The following is a 19,428-nucleotide window of genomic DNA, read 5'->3' as shown; positions in this document are numbered from 1 at the left end:
CTGATTCATTGCGCCGCAGCGGTTTCGACCGCTACGGACGCTGGCGGCTCGTGCCACGCAACGGCAAGGCCATTGGCGTAGCGCAGATCGATCCGCGCGATATTGTCTTTCTGATCCTTCAGCGCCTTGCTGTAGATGGCGCCGAAACGACGTATTTTTTCCACCAGATGGTCGCGTCCCAGCAGCACTTCGATGCCCTGCCCGGTGGACAGGAACCAGCTGCCGCGCTCACGCAACTCCAGGCGTGCCACGGTGAATCCCATTGGTCGCAGCATCTGGCTCAACACCTGGTACTGCTGCATCACTTGCTGCTGCGCTCGCTTCGGCCCATACAGCTGCGGCAGATTCTCGTAGTGCGCCAACTCCTTCGGCGCGAATGCCTGGCCCTGGTTGTTGAGCAGCGCTTCGTCACCCCAGCGAGCGATCGGCAACTGCTCCTCCAGACGCACCATCACCTGATCCGGCCATACACGACGTACTTCGGCATGGGCGATCCAGGGCATCCGCTCCAGTTCGTGGCGCATTCCCACAAGGTCGACACTGAAGAAGCTCGCACTGACGAAAGGTTCAATGCGCCGTTGCACCGATTGCTGGCTGATGTAGCTCAGGTCGCCTTCGACGCTGATCTTGGCAATCGGCCGATCCGCGTAAGGCAGCAGGCGCAGCGACAACTCATAGGCAGCGAAACCCAGCACCAGCAACAAAACCGGCCAGGTGATGCGCTTGAGCAGGCTGAAATTGGGCCGCGGCAAGCGCAGGCTTATAGGATCCTTCGCCACCAGACGGCTGGCGCCGCGGGGCACAGCCTTGCTGCGCATGGGCGCGCGGGCTGAACCTGGCTGATGACGCAAGACGGTGCTCATGATTACCCCCGGGCCTCGACGCTATCGGCAAGAATCGCCAACACCAGTTGTTGGAAATCCAGGCCAGCGGCCTGCGCCGCCATCGGCACCAGACTGTGATCGGTCATGCCCGGCACGGTGTTCACTTCGAGCAGCCAGAACCGCCCTTCGGCATCCTGCATCACGTCGGCACGCGCCCAGCCCTGCGTGCCCACGGCCTCGCAGGCCTTGGCGGTCAGCGCCTTGAGTTCGGCTTCCTTGTCGACATCGAGGCCACAGGGAATGCGGTACTGGGTGTCATCGGCCAGGTACTTGGCGTCGTAGTCGTAGAAACTGTGCGGCGTGCCCAGAGCGATTGGCGGCAGTACTTCGCCGCGCAACATGGCGATGGTGAACTCGGGGCCGTGGATCCACTGTTCGACCAGTACCTGGCTGTCGTAGACGGCAGCATCCTGCCAGGCAGCGATCAGCGCCTCGACATCGGCGACCTTGGCCATGCCGATGCTGGAACCTTCATGGGCCGGCTTGACGATCAGCGGGAAGCCCAGTTCGGCAGCGGCACGACGGCAGTCGTCGGCGCTGGCCAGCATGGCATGACGCGGCGTGGACAGCCCCAGGCTCTGCCACACCTGTTTGGTGCGCAGTTTGTCCATGGCCAGGGCCGAGGCCAGAATGCCGCTACCGGTGTAGGGAACACCGGCGCATTCGAGCAGGCCCTGCATGCTGCCGTCTTCGCCACCACGACCATGCAATACGATGAAGGCACGATCGATCTTCTCGCTGAGCAGGCGCTCGAGGAAATCATCACCCACATCGATGCCGAAGGCATCCACGCCAGCGCTCTGCAGTGCAGACAGCACGGCATTGCCGGATTTCAGCGAGACCTCGCGCTCGGCACTCTTGCCACCGAACAGCACGGCGACGCGGCCGAACGCCGAGGCCGGCAGTTTGGATTTCAGGGTTTCGGCACTCATTTCCCTTGACCTTGCACGCTGAACAGCGGGCTTTGCAGCAGTTGTGGGGCAACCCCGCCGATGTCGCCGGCACCCTGGCAAAGCAGGATGTCGCCGGCACGCAGCAGCGGCTTGATCAGCGGCGCCAGTTCGGCACCACGTTCGACATAAATGGGATCCAGCTGACCGCGCTGGCGGATGCTGTGGCACAGCTGACGACTGTCGGCTCCGGGAATCGGCTCTTCGCCAGCCGGATAGACCTCCATCAGCAGCAGCACGTTTGCATCGGCCAGTACCTGGACGAAATCGTCGTACAAGTCACGGGTACGGCTGAAGCGGTGCGGCTGGTAGACCATCACCAGACGGCGCTCCGGCCAGCCGCCACGCACGGCCTTGATCACTGCCGCGACTTCACGCGGGTGGTGGCCGTAATCGTCGACCAGCATCACTTCGCCACCTTCGACCGGCAGCTCGCCGTAGACCTGGAAGCGGCGACCGACGCCCTGGAACTGCGACAGTCCCTGCACGATGGCCTCGTCGCTGATGCCTTCGTCGGTGGCGATGCAGATGGTCGCCAGGGCGTTGAGCACGTTGTGGTTGCCCGGCATGTTCACCGACACGTCGAGGGGCTCGCAGTCCGGGCGCAGAACCGTGAAGAACGTCTGCATGCCCTGCTGGCGAACGTTGATGGCACGCACGTCGGCGTCTTCGCTGAACCCGTAGGTCACCGTCGGGCGACCCACCTGAGAGAGGATCTCGCGCACCACCGGATCATCCACGCACACCACTGCCAGGCCATAGAACGGCAGGTTGTGGAGGAATTCGATGAAGGTCTTCTTCAGTTTGTTGAAGTCGCCCTCATAGGTGCTCATGTGATCCATGTCGATGTTGGTGACCACCGAAACCATGGGCTGCAGGTGCAGGAAGCTGGCGTCGCTCTCGTCAGCCTCGGCGATCAGGTAACGGCTGGTGCCGAGCTGTGCATTGGTGCCGGCAGCGTTCAGGCGGCCGCCGATCACGAAGGTCGGATCCAGGCCACCAGCGGCGAACACCGACGCCAGCAGGCTGGTGGTGGTGGTCTTGCCATGGGTACCGGCCACGGCGATGCCATGACGGTAGCGCATCAGCTCGGCGAGCATCTCGGCACGCGGCACCACCGGAATACGGCGCTCCAACGCTGTGGCAACTTCCGGGTTGGAGGTATTGATGGCGCTGGAAACCACCAGCACGTCGGCGTTTTCGGCGTTCTCGGCACGGTGGCCGATGAAGATGTGGGCACCGAAGTTTTCCAGACGCTCGGTGACGGGCGACGTCTTCAGGTCGGAACCGGAAACTTCGTAACCGAGGTTGAGCAGCACTTCAGCGATGCCGCACATTCCGGCGCCGCCGATGCCGACGAAATGAATACGGCGGATACGGCGCATGCGCCGCACTTCTGCCTTGACCGCTGCGGGAGACTTAGCCACGGGCCACCTCCAGACAAACATCGACAACGCTACGGGTGGCATCGGGCTTGGCCAGGCGACGTGCCGTGCTGGCCATTTCTTTGAGTCGTTCGGGGTGCATCAAGACCTCGGTCAGCTGCGCTGCCAGATCGGCAGCGTCAGTGGAGCGTTGTGGCAGAAGAACGGCAGCACCGTCCTTCGCGAGATAGCTGGCATTACGCGTCTGGTGGTCGTCGATCGCGTGGGGCAACGGCACCAGGAAAGCCGGCAGACCGGCGGCAGCCAGTTCGCTGACGGTCAGCGCGCCGGAGCGGCAGACCACCAGATCGGCCCAGGCATAGGCACGGGCCATATCGCTGATAAAAGGCGCGACTTGCGCTTCGACGCCCGCAGCGGTGTAACGTTCGCCGGTAACCGTGGCGTGTTGCTTGCCCGCCTGGTGGAAGACTTCCGGCCGCAGTTCGGCAGATACCTGCGCCAGCGCCTCGGGCAACAGTTTATTCAGCGGCTCGGCACCCAGGCTGCCGCCCAGAATCAGTAGACGCGGGCGACGACCGGTCAAGGAATCGCGGGGCGTTTCCAGGAACAGTTCCTCGCGCACCGGGTTGCCGGTGGTACGACGCTTGTCCGACGCGGCGAAGGTGTCCGGGAAAGCCTCGCAGACCCGGCTGGCGAATGCCACCAGGCTGCGATTGGCGGTACCGGCCACGGCATTCTGCTCATGAATGATCAGCGGCACGCCAGCCAGGCGGGCAGCCAGGCCGCCCGGGCCGGTCACGTAGCCACCCATACCGAGCACACAGACCGGCTGCAGCTCACGCACCACCTTGCGGGCCTGGAACAGCGCCTTGAGCAGTTGCAGCGGCGCCTTGAGCAGCGACAGCTTGCCTTTGCCGCGCAACCCACTGACGTTGATCAGATGCAGCGGCAGGCCGGCAGCCGGCACCAGCTCGTTCTCGATACCGCGCGGCGTGCCCAGCCAGTGCACGCGGTAGCCGCGGGCCTGGAATTCACGCGCGCAGGCCAGGGCCGGGAACACATGCCCCCCGGTGCCGCCCGCCATGATCAGCACGTTACCGGCCATGATGCGCCTCCCTGCCGATAGCGGGCTCGGGGAAGTCCGACTCGTCGAACTCGACGTCTTCGCTACCCAGTTGATTGCGCGACTCCCACTCGATGCGCAGCAGCAGTGCCAGGCTGACGCAGCAGATCACCAGGGAGCTGCCGCCGTAGCTGAGGAATGGCAGGGTCAGACCTTTGGTCGGCAACAGGCCGATGTTCACACCAATGTTGATCAGGAACTGACCAATCCACAGGAACGCCAGACCGAAGGCCACATAAGCGGAGAAGAACTGCTTGGCGCGCTCCGCCCACAGGCCGATGTACAAGGCTCGTACGCTGACGAAAACGAACAGCCCCACGGTCAGCAGCGCGCCGACCAGACCAAGCTCCTCGGCCAGCACGGAGAATACGAAGTCGGTATGCGCTTCCGGCAGGTAGAACTGCTTCTGGATACTGTTGCCCAGGCCCACGCCCAGCCACTCGCCGCGACCGAAGGCGATCAGCGCCTGGGTCAGCTGATAGCCGGAGCCATACTGGTCGGCCCACGGATCGGTGAAGGTGATCAGGCGCTGCAGGCGGTATTCCTGAGTCTGCACCAGCACGAATACCGCGCCCACGGCCAGAGCCACCATCAGGCCGAAGCGCAGCAGGCCGACGCCGCCGAGGAACAGCATGGCCATCGCCGCGCCCATCATCACGACCGTGGCACCGAAGTCCGGCTCCAGCAGCAGCAGGAAGGCCATCGGCAACAACACCACGAACGGTTTGAAAAAGCCGGCCCAGCTCTCGCGCACTTCTTCCTGGCGACGCACCAGATAGCCGGCGAGGTAGAGCACCACGAAGACCTTGGCGATCTCCGAGGGCTGAATGTTGAACGCGCCGAAACCGATCCAGCGCCGTGCGCCGTTCACTTCGCGGCCAATGCCCGGTACCAGCACCATCACCAGCAGCGCAATCGCGACCAGCAGCAGCAACCAGCTGTGGCGCTGCCAGGTGGCCAGCGGGATCATCAGCACCACGCCAGCGGCGCCCAGGCCGATCACCAGATACACCAAGTGGCGGATCATGTAGTACAGCGGGCTGCCGGTGTTGACCGCCGCCACTTCGGTGGATGCCGAGGAGATCATCACCAGCCCGAGGCCGAGCAGCGCCAGGCAGCCGGCGAGCATGGGGAAATCCATGTCCAGGCCACGACGGCTGAACAACGGAGACGGATACGGGCGCAGGAAGGACAGCATCAGACGAGCGCCTCCACGGCCTGGGCGAACAGGCGCCCGCGTTCTTCGAAGTTCTTGAACATATCGAGGCTGGCGCAGGCCGGCGACAACAGCACGGCGTCACCGTCTTGAGCGATGCGCGCGGCCTGCTCGACAGCGGCTTGCAGACTGTCGACACGAACGATCTCGACCGCGCCCTCCAGCACTGCCGTCAGCCTGTCGGCATCACGGCCAAGCAAAATCACGGCGCGGCAATGGGCGGCCACCGGTTTGCGCAGGCTGGAGAAATCGGCGCCTTTGCCATCGCCGCCAGCGATCAGCACCAGCTTGCCGGCGATGTCATCGCCCAGACCTTCGATGGCAGCCAGGGCTGCACCCACGTTGGTGGCTTTGGAGTCGTCGTAGTAGCTCACGCCCGCGCGCTCGCCGACCCACTGGCAACGGTGCGGCAGACCGGTGAAGCCCTTGAGGGTGTCGAGCATGGCCGCCATCGGCAGGCCCACGGCATGGCCGAGCGCCAGCGCCGCCAGCGCGTTGGACTGGTTGTGCGCGCCGCGGATTTTCAGCTCACGCACCGGCAGCAGTACCTCGAACTGGTAGGCCAGGTACTTCTCGCCGTTTTCCTCGAGCAAGCCGAAACGCTTGAAGTCCGGTTTACCGAGGCCGAAGCTCCAGCATGGAACCTGGTCGGCGATCATCGGCCGCGACAGCGGGTCGTCACGGTTCACTACTACCTGGCGGGCGCCGCGGAATACGCGATGCTTGGCCAAGTGATAGGCCGGCAGGTCGGCGTAGCGATCCATATGGTCTTCGCTGACGTTCAGGCAGGTCGCCACTTCAGCGTTGAGCAGCTCGGTGGTTTCCAGCTGGAAGCTGGACAGTTCGATCACGTACAGCTCGACGTCATCGGCGAGCAGATCCAGCGCCGGCGTGCCGAGGTTGCCGCCCACGGCAACCTTGCGACCAGCCGCTGCGGCCATCTCGCCGACCAGGGTGGTCACTGTGCTCTTGGCGTTGGAACCGGTGATGGCGATGATCGGCGCCTTCGCTGCGCGGGCGAACAGGTCGATGTCGCCGGACAGTTTGGCGCCACGTTTTGCTGCTTCCTGCAACGCCGGGGTCGCCACGGCCAGGCCGGGGCTGATCAGCAGCTCGCTGGCCCGCCCGAGGAATTCCACGTCCAGTTCGCCACAACGCACTTCGACCTGCGGGAACTGTTCACGCAAGGTGCTCAGCTCCGGCGGATTGGCACGGGTATCGACCACGGCAAAGCGCACACCCTGGCGCGCGAGGTAGCGCACCAGGGACATGCCGCTCTTGCCGAGGCCGACAACGATGCGGAATTGGTCGGAAGCGATCAGGCTCATTCGTTCCTCAACGCAGTTTCAAGGTGGCAAGACCGATCAACACCAGAATCACGGTGATGATCCAGAAGCGAACAATGACCCGTGGTTCGGGCCAGCCCTTCAATTCGAAATGGTGGTGAATCGGTGCCATGCGGAACACGCGCTTGCCGGTCAGCTTGAAGCTGGCGACCTGGATGATCACCGACAGGGTTTCCATGACGAACACGCCGCCCATGATGAACAGCACGATTTCCTGACGCACGATCACCGCGATGGTGCCCAGCGCAGCACCCAGTGCCAGTGCGCCGACATCACCCATGAAGACCTGAGCCGGATAGGTGTTGAACCACAGGAAGCCCAGGCCCGCACCGATCAGCGCACCGCAGAACACAATCAATTCACCGGCGCCCGGGACATAGGGAATCAGCAGGTATTCGGAAAAATTCACGTTGCCCGACAGGTAGCAGAAGATGCCCAGGGCACCGCCCACCATCACTGTTGGCAGAATGGCCAGGCCGTCGAGACCATCGGTCAGGTTCACCGCGTTGCTGGAGCCGACGATGACGAAATAGGTCAGTACCACGAAGCCGATACCCAACGGGATGCTGACATCCTTGAGCAACGGCACGATCAGGGTGGTTTCCACCGGCGTCTGCGCAGTCATATAAAGGAAGGCCGCTGCGCCCAGGCCGAACACCGACTGCCAGAAATATTTCCAGCGGCTCGGCAAACCGCGCGAGTTCTTTTCGATCACCTTGCGGTAATCGTCGACCCAGCCGATGGCGCCGAACAGCAGGGTGACGATCAGCACCACCCACACGTAGCGGTTGCTCAGGTCGGCCCACAGCAGGGTACTGACAGCGATCGCCGAGAGGATCAGCGCTCCGCCCATGGTCGGCGTGCCCTTTTTCGACAGGTGCGACTGCGGGCCGTCGTTGCGCACGGCCTGGCCGATCTGCCGAATCTGCAGAGTACGGATCATCCAGGGGCCGAGGAACAGCGCCAGCGCCAGCGCCGTCAGCACGCCGAGAATCCCGCGCAGCGTCAGGTACTGAAAGACCGCGAAGCCCTTGTGGAACTGTTGCAGATACTCTGCCAGCAGCAGCAGCATTTAGTGACTCTCCCCACTATTGCCACACAGCGCGGCGACGACGTTTTCCATCGTGGCGCTGCGTGAACCTTTAATTAGAATGGTGCTGTCGCCGGGCTCGGCGCGTACCGCATCGATCAGCGCAGCCTGGTCGGCGAAGTGCCGGCCTTCGGAACCGAAAGCCTGTACGGCATGTTTCATCTGTGGCCCGACCGCGTACAGAACGTCCGCCTTGCCGAGCGCGTACTCGCCGACTTCGCGGTGGCCCTGCTCCGACCACGCACCCAGCTCACCGATATCGCCCAACACCAGCACCTTGCGACCGGAGAAGCCGGCGAGAATGTCGATGGCAGCGCAGATCGAAGCCGGGTTGGCGTTGTAGGTATCGTCGATCACCCGTGCGCCGTTCTGCGCCAGTTGCGCAACGGCACGCCCCTTGACCGGCAGCAGGCTCTCGAGGCCCTCCTTGATGGCCACCAGCGGCACCGACAAGGCATGGGCGGCCGCGGCCGCGGCCAAGGCATTGGCGACGTTGTGCTCACCCAGCAGGTTCAGTTGCACGCGGGCCTGACCCTCGTGGCAATACAGGGTGAAGGCCGGGCAACCGCGCGGATCGCGGCTCAATTCGTTGGCATGGAAATCAGCGGACGTATCACGCAGGGCGAAACTCAGTACCCGTCGGCCAGCGGCACGCTTGACCCAGCGTTCGAAGGCCACATCATCGAGATTGAGCACGGCAACACCGCTTTCGCTCAGCCCTTCGAGAATTTCGCCTTTGGCCAACACGATATTCTCAGGGCCGCCGAACTCACCCACATGAGCGTTGCCGGCGTTGGTGATGATCGCCACCTGCGGCTGCGTCAGGCCGACCGTGTAAGCGATCTCACCAATGCCCGAAGCACCGAGTTCGATCACCGCGCCTTTGTGCTCGGGCGCCAGCTCCAGCAGGGTCAGTGGCACACCGAGCTGGTTATTAAGGTTGCCGCGGGTTGCCAGCACGGTACCGCCGAGCTCCATGAACGCGGCGCGCAAGATACTGGCGAGCATTTCCTTGACCGTGGTCTTGCCACTGGAACCGGTAACGGCCGCCAGAGGGCCACCGTAGGCCTGGCGATTCAGTGCTGCCAACTGCCCGAGGGCCAACGTCGTATCGGCGACCACCAGTTGCGGCAGGCCGGCATCCGCTACTTCACGCTCGACCAGTGCTGCCACCGCACCCTTGGCAGCGACCTGGGCCAGATAGTCATGACCGTCGAAGCGTGGGCCGCTCAGGGCGATGAACAGTTGCCCGGGCGTGATGCTGCGGCTATCGGTACTGACGGCATCGAAGGTACGATCCTCACCGACCAGGCGGCCATTCAGCGGCCCGGCCACTTCGCTCAAACGCAGTGCCTTAAGCATGTGCCGCCTCCCATGCCGCCAAGGCGCGAGCGGCTTCCTGCAGATCGGAGAACGGCTGGCGCACGCCGTCGATTTCCTGGTAGTCCTCGTGGCCCTTGCCAGCCAGCACCACCACGTCGCCAACCTCGGCTTCACCGATCAGTTGAGCGATCGCGCGGCCACGGCCATGAACGAAACGCACCTGATCCGCCGCACGGAAACCGCCGCGGATATCTTCGAAAATCTGCTCGGGTGACTCGCTACGTGGATTGTCGTCGGTAACCAGCGTGGCATCGGCCAGGCGCTCGACGACTTCGGCCATCAACGGACGCTTGCCACGATCACGATCACCACCGCAACCGAACAGGCACAGCAGGCGACCCGTAACATGCGGGCGCAGAGCGCCGAGCACTTTTTCCAGGGCATCCGGGGTGTGGGCGTAATCGACCACCACCAGCGGTGCCTGCCGGCCACCCAGACGCTGCATGCGCCCGACCGGGCCCTGCAAACGCGGCAAGGCCTTGAGAATTTCGTCGAGCGGGTAATCCATGGCCACCAGCGCGCCCACTACCGCGAGCAGGTTGCTGAGGTTGAAGCGCCCCAGCAGCGAGCTGCGCAGGCTGTCTTCGCCGCGCGGCGTGACCAACGTGGCGCGCACGCCTTGATCATCGAAGCGGATGTCACGGCAGAACAGGTAGGCGCTATCGTTTTCCAGGCTGTAACCGATCAGCCGCGACTCGCGCTCTTCCTCGGCCAGCTTGCGACCCACCGCGTCGTCCAGGTTGATCACCCGGCTGCGCAGGCTCGGCCAGGCGAACAGGGCCGCCTTGGCAGCCTTATAGGCCTCCATGGAGCCGTGATAGTCGAGGTGGTCGCGCGACAGGTTGGTGAACACCGCCACGTCGAAATCCAGTGCGGCCACGCGGCCCTGATGCAGGCCGTGGGACGACACTTCCATGGCGATCGCACGCGCGCCATTCTTCTTCAGCCCAGCCAGGGTCGCCTGCACGCCGATGGGATCGGGCGTGGTATGCAGGCCTTGAGCCAGGGAACCATAGAAACCATTGCCCAGGGTACCGACGATACCGCAAGGCTCGCCGAGCAGATCCAGCGCCTGAGCCAGCAACTGGCTGACACTGGTCTTGCCGTTGGTACCGGTGATACCAACCATGTGCAAGCCGCGGCTCGGCTCGCCGTAGAAACGCCCGGCAATCGCCGACAGTTGCCCTGCCAGCCCCTTGATGGCGACCAGCTCGGCACTTTCGGCGGTCATCGGCAGGGACCCGTCGATCTCGTAGGCAACAGCGGCAGCGCCGCGGGAAATCGCGTCAGCGATATGCACGCGGCCATCCTGACGAGTGCCCGGCACCGCCAGGAACAAATCGCCCGGACGCACCTGACGGCTATCCAGGGTCAGTTCGCGAATCAATACACCGCTCTGCGCTTGGGGCAGCAACTGGTTCAATGGCATGGGCATCAGCCGCGCCCTCCATTGTTGGCAGCCGTCGGAGCTTCGGCTTTCGCCGCTGCAGTCTCAGGCAGATTGTCCGGGGTGATGTTCATCAGGCGCAGGCCGCCGGCCATGACGCGACTGAACACCGGCGCCGAAACCAGGCCGCCGTAGTAGCCACTCTTGCTCGGCTCGTCGATGACCACGGCGATGGCGATGCGCGGGTTGCTTGCCGGGGCGAAACCGGCGAACAGCGAACGGTAGGCATTGGCCTGATAGCCCTTGGTGCCGGCAGCGGTCTTACGTGCCGTGCCGCTCTTGCCGGCTACGTGGTAGCCCGGCACCTGGGCGCGGAATACGCCGCCTGGCGCTTCGATCACTTGCTGCAGCATGCCTTGCACGGTGCGGGCAACGTCTTCCGGAATCACCTGAACGCTGTCGCGCACACGATCGGTGCGGGTCAAGGACATCGGTACACTGCGCCCGCCATTGCCGAGCACGGCATAGGCATGGGCCAGCTGAACAGCGGTTACCGACAGGCCGTAGCCATAGGAGAGCGTCGCGGTCTCGGCTTTGCGCCACTCGCGGTGGTTGGGCAGGTTGCCGACGCGCTCGCCCGGGAAACTCAGACCGGTATCCTGGCCGAGGCCGACCTGCTGCATGATGTCATAAATGGCTGCGCCGCCAATATCGAAGGCGACCTTGCTCATGCCGACGTTACTGGACTTGATCAGAATGCCGGTCAGGTCGAGTACACCGTCCGGCGCACGGGATACGTCCTTGATGGTGTAACGCCCGATCTGCAGCGTGCCACCCTGCACGTCGACCTTGTCGGTAGGCTTCCAGCGCCCGGTCTCCAACGCTGCGCTCATGGAGAATGGCTTCATGGTCGAACCCGGCTCGAACACGTCGATCATCGCCCGGTTACGCATCGCAGCCGGCTGCAGGTTGCGGCGGTTGTTCGGGTTGTAGGTCGGCTGGTTGACCATGGCGAGTATCTCGCCGGTTTTCACGTCGACCATCACCAGGCTGCCGGCCTTGGCACCGAATTCGGTCAGCGCGTTGCGCAGCTCGCGGTGAGCCAGGTATTGCAGACGCAGGTCGATGGACAGCGCCAGGGCTCTGCCGGCCTTGGCGTTCTGGGTAACCTGCACATCACGGATCAGACGACCACGGCGATCCTTGAGCACCTGGCGCTTGCCGGGAACCCCGGCCAGCCAATCCTCGAACGCCAGCTCGACACCTTCGCGACCGCGGTCGTCGATATCGGTGAAGCCGACCATGTGCGCAGTCACTTCACCGGCCGGGTAGAAGCGGCGGAATTCTTCGATCGGATAAACGCCCGGCACCTTGAGATCGAGCACACGCTGGCCCTGCTCCGGGGTCAGGCCGCGAACTAGGTACATGAACTCGCGCTCGGCATTGGCCTGCAGGCGAGTCGCGAAGGCGTTCGGCTCCTGGCCGAGCGCAGCAGCGAGAACCGGCCACTGAGCCTTGCCAGCCTGCAGTTCCTTGCCGTTGGCCCACAGCGTGGTAACCGGTGTACTGACGGCCAGCGGCTCGCCATTGCGGTCGGTGATCAGGCCACGGTGTGCGGGGATCGGAATGTGCCGAACGCTGCGCGCATCGCCATGGGCCTTGAGGAAGTCATGGTCGAACACGTGCAGCTCGACGATGCGCGCAGCAATCGCCGCGACCATCAACGCCAGCAGCAGCATGACCAGGCGGAAGCGCCATGGGTAGAGAGCCCCTTCCAGCCTCATCATGGCGCCACCATGCGCACTTCGGCGGCGTCGGGAATACGCATTTTCAGCTGTTCGCTGGCCAAGGCCTCGATACGGTTGTGAGCCGTCCAGGTACTTTGCTCGAGGATCAGTCGCCCCCACTCGGCCTGCGTTTTGTCGCGCACGCTGAGCTCGGCGTACAGACTGTTGAGCAATTGGCGATTCCAGTGCGCGCTGTAAGACACCGCCAGCGCCGAACCGAGCACAGCGATGAACAGCACCAGCATCAGCAGGCTGCCCTTGGGGAAACGCTTGGCGAGCACGCCGCTCATCGCAGCTTCTCCGCAATACGCATGACCGCACTGCGCGAACGTGGATTGGCCTTCAGCTCGGCTTCCGAAGCGAACTGCGGCTTGCCGATCAGTTTCAGGCGCGGCTCGAAAGCCTTGGGGATGATGGGCAGGTCGCGCGGCAGCTTGTCCATCTCGCCCTTGGCGTGCTTGCGCATGAACAGCTTGACGATGCGATCTTCCAGGGAGTGGAAGCTGATCACCACCAGGCGGCCACCGACCTCCAGGTTTTCCAGCGCGGCGTCGAGACCACGTTCCAGATCACCCAATTCATTGTTGACGTGGATGCGCAGCCCCTGAAAAGCACGGGTTGCCGGATTCTTGCCCTTCTCCCAGGCGGGGTTGGCGACGGTCAGCACTTGAGCCAGATCGGCGGTACGCTCGAACGGCTGCTCGGCGCGGCGGGCCACCACGGCGCGAGCCATGCGCTTGGCAAAGCGCTCTTCGCCGTATTCCTTGAATACCCGGGCGATTTCCTCTTCGGCGGCAGTGGCGATGAACTGCGCAGCACTGACGCCACGCGCCGGATCCATGCGCATGTCCAGCGGGCCGTCGTTGAGAAAACTGAAGCCGCGCTCGGCGTCGTCAAGCTGGGGAGACGACACCCCCAGATCCAGCAGCACGCCACCGACCTGGCCCGCGAGATCGCGGACAGCAAGCTCATCGGCAAGTTCCGCAAAACTACGCTGCACAACGACAAAGCGGCCGTCTTCGGCCGCCAGCGTATTTCCAGTCGCGATTGCGAGGGGATCCTTGTCGAATCCCAGCAAGCGACCGTCCGGCCCGATCCGCTCAAGGATCAGCCGGCTGTGCCCCCCCCGTCCGAAAGTACCATCCACATAACAGCCATCCGCGCGCAGCGAGAGGCCCTCGACAGCCTCCTCGAGCAGCACGGTAATATGGCGGAAGGTACTGGTCATATTCACAGAATCAGGTCACGCAGGTCATCGGAAAGAGCACCCGGTTGCTTGATGGCGGCCAGATCGGCGTCAGCCACGGCATTCCAGGAATCCTCATCCCACAGTTGAAATTTGTTTAGCTGCCCCACCAACATCGCGCGCTTATCCAGCTTGGCGTATTCGCGCAAACGCGGCGGAACCAGGAAACGACCACTGCCGTCCAGTTCGAGATCGACGGCATTACCAATCAGCAAACGCTGCAGGCGACGGTTTTCCTCACGGAAGGACGCCAGCTCACGCAGCTTGTTTTCGATGATTTCCCACTCCGGCAGCGGATAGACACAAAGGCAGGGATCGATGGCATCGATGGTGACGATGAGCTGGCCAGCCGAACGCGAAACGAGCTCGTCCCGATACCTGCTAGGCATCGCGAGCCGCCCCTTGGCGTCAAGACTTATGGCATTAGCCCCGCGAAACATCGCTGCGCTTCCCCTTAATTAACCATCTGCATCCAAAAAAACCCACTTCACGCCACTTTTCACCACCGAGAGACACTATAGGAACGCGCACACCCCACCGTCAAGGCGCGCCGCGAGGGAAAAGTCCTTATAGATCGGAGATTTAGCGAATAAAAGAGAGGGACGGAGAAGGGCTACAGAGCAACATGCGGGGTAAAAACAAGCACATACAAGCAACTGCCCCACAAACTTAAAGTAATTTGTGAAGAGTAAGATTTTTTCGGTCTTAGAAAGAAGAACGTAAAGCAGAAACGCGAAAGGAGGTGGAGAGTCGATCTATAAGCCGGGTTCTGTCGAGGACAGTCATTCCTCTACGACGGACATCACTGTACGTCTTTAGCAACCTACCCGGTTCCAGCGCGGGCCACGCCAATGGAACCCTATTTGGTCTTGCTCCGAGTGGGGTTTGCCTAGCCACGGACTGTTACCAGCCGTGCGGTGCGCTCTTACCGCACCTTTTCACCCTTACCGGCGCCGAAGCGCTTAGGCGGTTATTTTCTGTGGCACTTTCCGTAGGCTCACGCCCCCCAGGCATTACCTGGCACTCCGCCCTATGGAGCCCGGACTTTCCTCCCCCACACTTCGCGAACGAAGCACGGCAGCGACTGTCCGATCGACTCTCCGCCGACAAGGGTAACCGCTGGGGCACAGTGAGAACAAGTTCAAACGTCCTGCTGGCGCTCCAACGCAGCCTGATAGAGCAGGTTCTTGCGCACACCGGTAATCTGCGCAGCCAGGGCAGCCGCGCGCTTGAGTGGCAACTCGGCGAGCAGCAGATCGAGCACGCGCAGAGCATCGACGCTCACTGCCGCTTCGTTTTCAGGTGCCTGCCAGCCCGCTACCAGCACCACGCACTCGCCACGCTGCTGATTGGCATCCGCAGCCACCCACTCGCACAACTGATCGAGCGGCAACCCCTGCAGGGTCTCGAAGGTCTTGGTGAGTTCACGCGCCAACAAGGCCTGGCGATCGCCACCGAACACGTCGCGCATATCCTGCAGGCATTCGAGAATGCGATGCGGCGCCTCGTAAAAGATCAGCGTACGCGGCTCTTCACGCACCGACTCCAGGCGCGTACGCCGGCCAACGCTCTTGGCGGGCAGGAAACCCTCGAAGACGAAGCGATCGGACGGCAGCCCGGCCGCGGACAACGCCGCGATCAGCGCGCAGGCGCCCGGCACCGGAACCACCCGGACACCCGCAGCACGCGCCTGACGCACCAGGTGATAGCCAGGATCGGAGATCAGCGGCGTGCCAGCATCGGAAATCAGCGCGACATCCTCTCCTGCGCGCAAACGCTCGAGAAAGCGACTGCCCTCGTCACGCTCGTTGTGTTCATGGCAGGCCGCCAACTGCGTACCGATACCGAAATGCTGCATCAGCCGCGCCGAGTGCCGAGTATCTTCGGCGGCGATCAGCGCAACACTGCTCAGCACCTTCAGCGCACGCGCACTGAGGTCATCGAGATTGCCGATAGGCGTCGCCACCACGAACAAGGTGCCCGTGGCGGAACGGGGAGCTTCACTAGCAGTCACGGCGGCGCCTCATGTAATCGGAAAGCCGCCATTGTAACGCGTGCGGAACCCGAGAGGCTCCAGCACAGGCTCCCAGCAGACGATACCCACTGTCTGCGCACCGGTTAACACCTTCAACATCGCGCCGACGCCGTGCCTTGGGTACAATTGCGCGTTCATTTGCTCAAGAACCGGAATCGCTTACATGATCGCCTGCCTGCGTCCGCTCTCTGCACTCTGCCTAGCCGGCCTGCTCGTTGCCTGCAGCAGCTCGCCCACCTCCAACCTCGGCGAACTGCCCCGCACACCTCAAGCCAGCCTCGAGCAGATGCTCCAGCAGGCCGGCACCAGTCAGAGCGAGAACGCCCAGTTGCTGCGCCTTTCCGCTGCCGACCTGGCCTACAAGCAGGGCGATGTCGCACGTGCCGGCAGCATTCTCGAGCAAGTCGACCTGGCGACGCTCAAGCCGGCACAACAGATCTACGCCAGCACCCTCCAGGCCGAGCTCGCGCTGGCTCGCAATGATGCCAATGCAGCCCTGAGCGCCCTCGCCCACCCCAGCCTCGAGCGCCTTGGTGAACTGCCTATCGAACAGCAGACGCGCACGCAGCTCGCGCGCGCCAATGCCCTGGAGGAAGACGGCCAGACCCTGGCTGCAGCCCGCGAACGTGTATTCATCGCCCCCCTGCTGAGCGGCGACGAAGAGCAGCACAATCAGGACAAGATCTGGAGCCTGGTTTCCAGCCTGCCTGCCGAGCCGATCCCCAGCACCGACGATGCCGACCTGGCCGGCTGGCTGTCTCTGGCACAGGTCGCCAAAACCGTTGGCACCCTGCAACAACAGCAGGACGCCATCGATAACTGGCTGGCCCAACACCCGAACCACCCTGCCGCACAGCAACTGCCGAAAGCCCTGGCCGATCTGCAGGCTCTGTCGAGCCAGCCACTGGAAAAAATCGCCCTGCTGCTGCCCCAGGAAGGTCAGCTGGCTGCGGTGGCCCGTGCGCTGCGTGATGGCTTCCTCGCCGCTCATTACCAGGCGCAACAGGACGGCGAGAAGCCGCCGCAAATTCTGCTTTACGACAGCGCCCGCCTCACCTCCCTGAATGACTTCTACCGTCAGGCTCAGGCTGACGGCGTGCAACTGGTCGTCGGCCCGCTGGAGAAGAACCTGGCCACCCAACTGGGCAACCGCGAACAGCTGCCGATCACCACACTGGCCCTCAACTACAGTGAGTCCGCTGCGGAAACCCCGGATCAGCTGTTCCAGTTCGGCCTGGCCGCCGAAGACGAAGCCCGCGAAGTCGCCCGTCGCGCCTGGGCCGACGGCATGCGTAGCGCCGTCGCACTGGTGCCGAAAGGTGACTGGGGTGACCGTGTACTGGACGCTTTCCGCCAGAGCTGGCTGGCCGCTGGCGGTACCTTCCTGGGCGCCGAACATATCGACCAGCCAGTAGACATGGCTCGACAGATCGCCAACCTGTTCCAGCTCAGCGGCAATACCAGCTCGGCTTCCGGCGCTGCACCGACTCGCCGCCAGGATGTCGACTTCATCTTCCTCGCTGCCACGCCGCAGCAGGCCCAGCAGATCAAACCGACGCTGGCCTATCAGTACGCTGGCGAAGTACCGGTCTATGCCACATCGCACCTGTTCAGCGGCAGCATGAGTGCCGCCCAGTATCGTGATCTCGATGGCATTCGCTTCTGCGAAACGCCTTGGCTACTGGACGCCAACGACCCGCTGCGCCAGCAGGTCAACACGCAGTGGCCACAGGCTGGCGGCAGCCTGGGCCGCCTGTACGCCATGGGCGTCGATGCCTTCCGTCTGGCCCCGCGCCTGGGTCAACTCAAGGCGCTGCCGGATAGCCGCATCGACGGCCTTTCCGGCAGCCTCAGCCTGAACGCCGCACAGCGTGTCGAACGCCAGCTGCCCTGGGCAGAATTTCGTGGCGGGCAGATCCAGCGCCTGCCCGATACCCTGCGTTGAGCGACGACCCGCGACATGCCAGTGGGCGAGAGGCTGAGGCCCTTGCCCGCGAGCATCTCGAAACCCATGGTTTGCAGCCTATCGCCCAGAACTGGCGCGGCCAGCGCGGCGAACTCGATCTGGTCATGCTCGATGGCGATACAGTAGTATTCGCCGAAGTGCGCTACCGCAAGCACAGTGCCTGGGGCGGCGCGATCGAGAGCGTCGACAAGCGCAAGCGAGACAAGCTGATTGCCACCGCGATGCAGTTTCTGCAGCAAGAGAAGCGCTGGGCCAAACATCCCTGTCGTTTCGATGTCATAGCCATAGGCCATGGCAAATCCGCGTCACTGGAGTGGATCAGGAACGCCTTCGACAGCTGACCCTCGGCTTCCTGCAACATCCCTGCATCACCGCCATTTTCAACGACAGCGCTGCGCCCCATCCGGCTCGGCGTACCGTTACAGTCAAGGTCAAACATCCACATGGATATGCAAGCCCGTATTCGCCAGCTGTTTCAAGCCAGCATCGAAGCCAAGCACCACGCGATGGAAGTACTACCCCCGTTCATCGAGCATGCAAGCCAGGTGATGGTTCAGGCCCTGCTCAGCGAAGGCAAGATCCTCTCCTGCGGCAACGGCGGCTCCGCTGGCGACGCGCAGCACTTTTCCTCGGAACTGCTCAACCGTTTCGAGCGCGAGCGCCCGAGCCTTCCGGCCATCGCGCTGACCACCGACAGCTCGACGATCACCTCGATCGCCAACGATTACAGCTACAACGAAATATTCTCCAAACAGATTCGTGCCCTGGGCCAACCGGGCGACGTGTTGCTGGCCATTTCCACCAGCGGCAACTCGGCCAACGTGATCCAGGCCATTCAGGCCGCCCATGACCGGGAAATGACCGTAGTCGCCCTGACCGGCCGTGACGGCGGCGGCATGGCTTCGCTGCTGCTACCCGAAGATGTGGAAATCCGCGTGCCGTCGAAGGTCACGGCGCGCATTCAGGAAGTCCATTTGCTGGCCATCCACTGCTTGTGCGACCTTATCGACAGTCAACTGTTTGGGAGTGAAGAATGACCCGTTCACCACTGATCTTCGCCGTATTGGCAATGAGCCTGATCCTTGGCGGTTGCGGCAGCCGCAGCATCGGCAACAAGATCGACGACCAATTCGTCGGCCCTGATGTCGCCAACGCCATCAGCCGGGCTCATACAGACCTGGCCAGCCCCACCTCGCGTATCGTGGTAACCAGCTACAACGGCGTGATCCTGCTCGCCGGCCAGACCCCGCGCGAAGATCTCAAAGGTATCGCCGAACAGACGGCCCGCAAGGTGCAGGGCGTGCGCAAAGTGCACAACGAACTGCAGGTTCAGCAGCCCAACTCGCTGCTGGCCCGCAGCAACGATTCACTGCTGACCACCAAGATCAAGACCCAGATGCTCGCCGACAGCGGCGTGCCGGGTAGCCGCATCAAGGTAGTCACCGAAAACGGTATCGTCTACTTGCTCGGCGTGGTCAGCCGCCAGGAAGCCAATGCCGCCAGCAACGTGGTGCAGAGCGTCTCCGGCGTACAAAAGATCATCAAGCTGTTCCAGTACACCGACTGACAACAACGCCACGTCCATAAAAAAAGCCAGTCAGGTCACCCTGACTGGCTTTTTTGTAGCAGC

At 63.2% G+C, this 19,428-nt stretch carries 18 protein-coding genes and 1 other RNA gene; 4 read left to right on the top strand and 15 right to left on the bottom strand.

The genetic code is table 11. From position 1 onward, the window contains the following. Positions 1–5: 5 nt before the first annotated feature. The 15 genes from DNK06_RS04505 to rsmI all read right to left on the bottom strand — a co-directional run bounded on the left by DNK06_RS04505 (position 6) and on the right by rsmI (position 15,811). Entirely contained in the window at positions 6–863 is an 858-nt protein-coding gene (locus tag DNK06_RS04505; RefSeq protein WP_131178837.1) for a cell division protein FtsQ/DivIB, read from the bottom strand. A 2-nt stretch (positions 864–865) separates the two neighbouring features. After that, on the bottom strand, positions 866–1,816 hold the full coding sequence (locus tag DNK06_RS04500; protein WP_131178836.1) for a D-alanine--D-alanine ligase: 951 nt from the start codon (positions 1,814–1,816) through the stop codon (positions 866–868). Beyond that, positions 1,813–3,219: a UDP-N-acetylmuramate--L-alanine ligase gene (gene murC, locus DNK06_RS04495; RefSeq protein ID WP_242674621.1), complete on the bottom strand. Its 1,407-nt coding sequence runs from the start codon at positions 3,217–3,219 to the stop codon at positions 1,813–1,815. Before murC ends, DNK06_RS04500 begins: the two co-directional genes overlap by 4 nt. 34 nt (positions 3,220–3,253) lie before the next feature. Then, on the bottom strand, positions 3,254–4,324 hold the full coding sequence (gene murG / locus DNK06_RS04490; protein ID WP_131178834.1) for an undecaprenyldiphospho-muramoylpentapeptide beta-N-acetylglucosaminyltransferase: 1,071 nt from the start codon (positions 4,322–4,324) through the stop codon (positions 3,254–3,256). After that, entirely contained in the window at positions 4,314–5,543 is a 1,230-nt protein-coding gene (gene ftsW / locus DNK06_RS04485; RefSeq protein ID WP_423228045.1) for a putative lipid II flippase FtsW, read from the bottom strand. The genes murG and ftsW overlap by 11 nt, the downstream gene beginning before the upstream one ends. Next, positions 5,540–6,886 carry a UDP-N-acetylmuramoyl-L-alanine--D-glutamate ligase gene (gene murD / locus DNK06_RS04480; protein WP_131178832.1) on the bottom strand — a complete coding sequence of 449 codons (1,347 nt, stop codon included), beginning with the start codon at positions 6,884–6,886 and terminating at the stop codon, positions 5,540–5,542. The genes ftsW and murD overlap by 4 nt, the downstream gene beginning before the upstream one ends. A 7-nt stretch (positions 6,887–6,893) precedes the next feature. After that, a complete protein-coding gene (gene mraY / locus DNK06_RS04475; RefSeq protein ID WP_131178831.1) occupies positions 6,894–7,976 on the bottom strand; it encodes a phospho-N-acetylmuramoyl-pentapeptide-transferase in 1,083 nt (360 codons plus the stop codon). Next, complete coding sequence (locus DNK06_RS04470; protein ID WP_131178830.1) at positions 7,977–9,356, bottom strand: UDP-N-acetylmuramoyl-tripeptide--D-alanyl-D-alanine ligase; 1,380 nt, start codon at positions 9,354–9,356, stop codon at positions 7,977–7,979. Beyond that, a complete protein-coding gene (locus DNK06_RS04465; protein ID WP_131178829.1) occupies positions 9,349–10,812 on the bottom strand; it encodes a UDP-N-acetylmuramoyl-L-alanyl-D-glutamate--2,6-diaminopimelate ligase in 1,464 nt (487 codons plus the stop codon). Before DNK06_RS04465 ends, DNK06_RS04470 begins: the two co-directional genes overlap by 8 nt. Further along, entirely contained in the window at positions 10,812–12,551 is a 1,740-nt protein-coding gene (locus DNK06_RS04460; protein WP_131178828.1) for a peptidoglycan D,D-transpeptidase FtsI family protein, read from the bottom strand. The genes DNK06_RS04465 and DNK06_RS04460 overlap by 1 nt, the downstream gene beginning before the upstream one ends. Then, positions 12,548–12,841: a cell division protein FtsL gene (gene ftsL / locus DNK06_RS04455; RefSeq protein ID WP_131178827.1), complete on the bottom strand. Its 294-nt coding sequence runs from the start codon at positions 12,839–12,841 to the stop codon at positions 12,548–12,550. The genes DNK06_RS04460 and ftsL overlap by 4 nt, the downstream gene beginning before the upstream one ends. Beyond that, positions 12,838–13,779, bottom strand: coding sequence for a 16S rRNA (cytosine(1402)-N(4))-methyltransferase RsmH (gene rsmH, locus DNK06_RS04450; RefSeq protein ID WP_131178826.1), 942 nt, complete (start codon positions 13,777–13,779; stop codon positions 12,838–12,840). Before rsmH ends, ftsL begins: the two co-directional genes overlap by 4 nt. Positions 13,780–13,781: 2 nt before the next feature. Further along, positions 13,782–14,237, bottom strand: a complete 456-nt coding sequence (gene mraZ / locus DNK06_RS04445) for a division/cell wall cluster transcriptional repressor MraZ (protein ID WP_013792660.1) — start codon at positions 14,235–14,237, stop codon at positions 13,782–13,784. 302 nt (positions 14,238–14,539) lie between these two features. After that, an RNA gene (rnpB, locus tag DNK06_RS04440) (RNase P RNA component class A) lies at positions 14,540–14,897 on the bottom strand. 41 nt (positions 14,898–14,938) lie between these two features. Beyond that, complete coding sequence (rsmI, locus tag DNK06_RS04435; RefSeq protein WP_131178825.1) at positions 14,939–15,811, bottom strand: 16S rRNA (cytidine(1402)-2'-O)-methyltransferase; 873 nt, start codon at positions 15,809–15,811, stop codon at positions 14,939–14,941. A gap of 184 nt (positions 15,812–15,995) precedes the next feature. Here rsmI and DNK06_RS04430 point away from each other — a divergent pair, with 184 nt between their 5' ends. The 4 genes from DNK06_RS04430 to DNK06_RS04415 all read left to right on the top strand — a co-directional run bounded on the left by DNK06_RS04430 (position 15,996) and on the right by DNK06_RS04415 (position 19,365). Beyond that, positions 15,996–17,777, top strand: a complete 1,782-nt coding sequence (locus DNK06_RS04430) for a penicillin-binding protein activator (protein WP_131178824.1) — start codon at positions 15,996–15,998, stop codon at positions 17,775–17,777. Further along, the gene (locus DNK06_RS04425; RefSeq protein WP_131178823.1) at positions 17,774–18,139 is read left to right on the top strand and encodes a YraN family protein; all 366 of its coding nucleotides are present in this window, start codon (positions 17,774–17,776) and stop codon (positions 18,137–18,139) included. Before DNK06_RS04430 ends, DNK06_RS04425 begins: the two co-directional genes overlap by 4 nt. A 102-nt stretch (positions 18,140–18,241) precedes the next feature. After that, entirely contained in the window at positions 18,242–18,835 is a 594-nt protein-coding gene (locus DNK06_RS04420; RefSeq protein WP_042554905.1) for a phosphoheptose isomerase, read from the top strand. After that, positions 18,832–19,365: a BON domain-containing protein gene (locus DNK06_RS04415; RefSeq protein WP_131178822.1), complete on the top strand. Its 534-nt coding sequence runs from the start codon at positions 18,832–18,834 to the stop codon at positions 19,363–19,365. Before DNK06_RS04420 ends, DNK06_RS04415 begins: the two co-directional genes overlap by 4 nt. Positions 19,366–19,428: the final 63 nt, after the last annotated feature.

The organism is Phytopseudomonas daroniae (assembly GCF_004327285.1).
GTDB lineage: Bacteria > Pseudomonadota > Gammaproteobacteria > Pseudomonadales > Pseudomonadaceae > Aquipseudomonas > Aquipseudomonas daroniae.
Note: the sequence above shows the minus strand (reverse complement) of the source record. Positions and strands in the feature narration are given on the sequence as shown.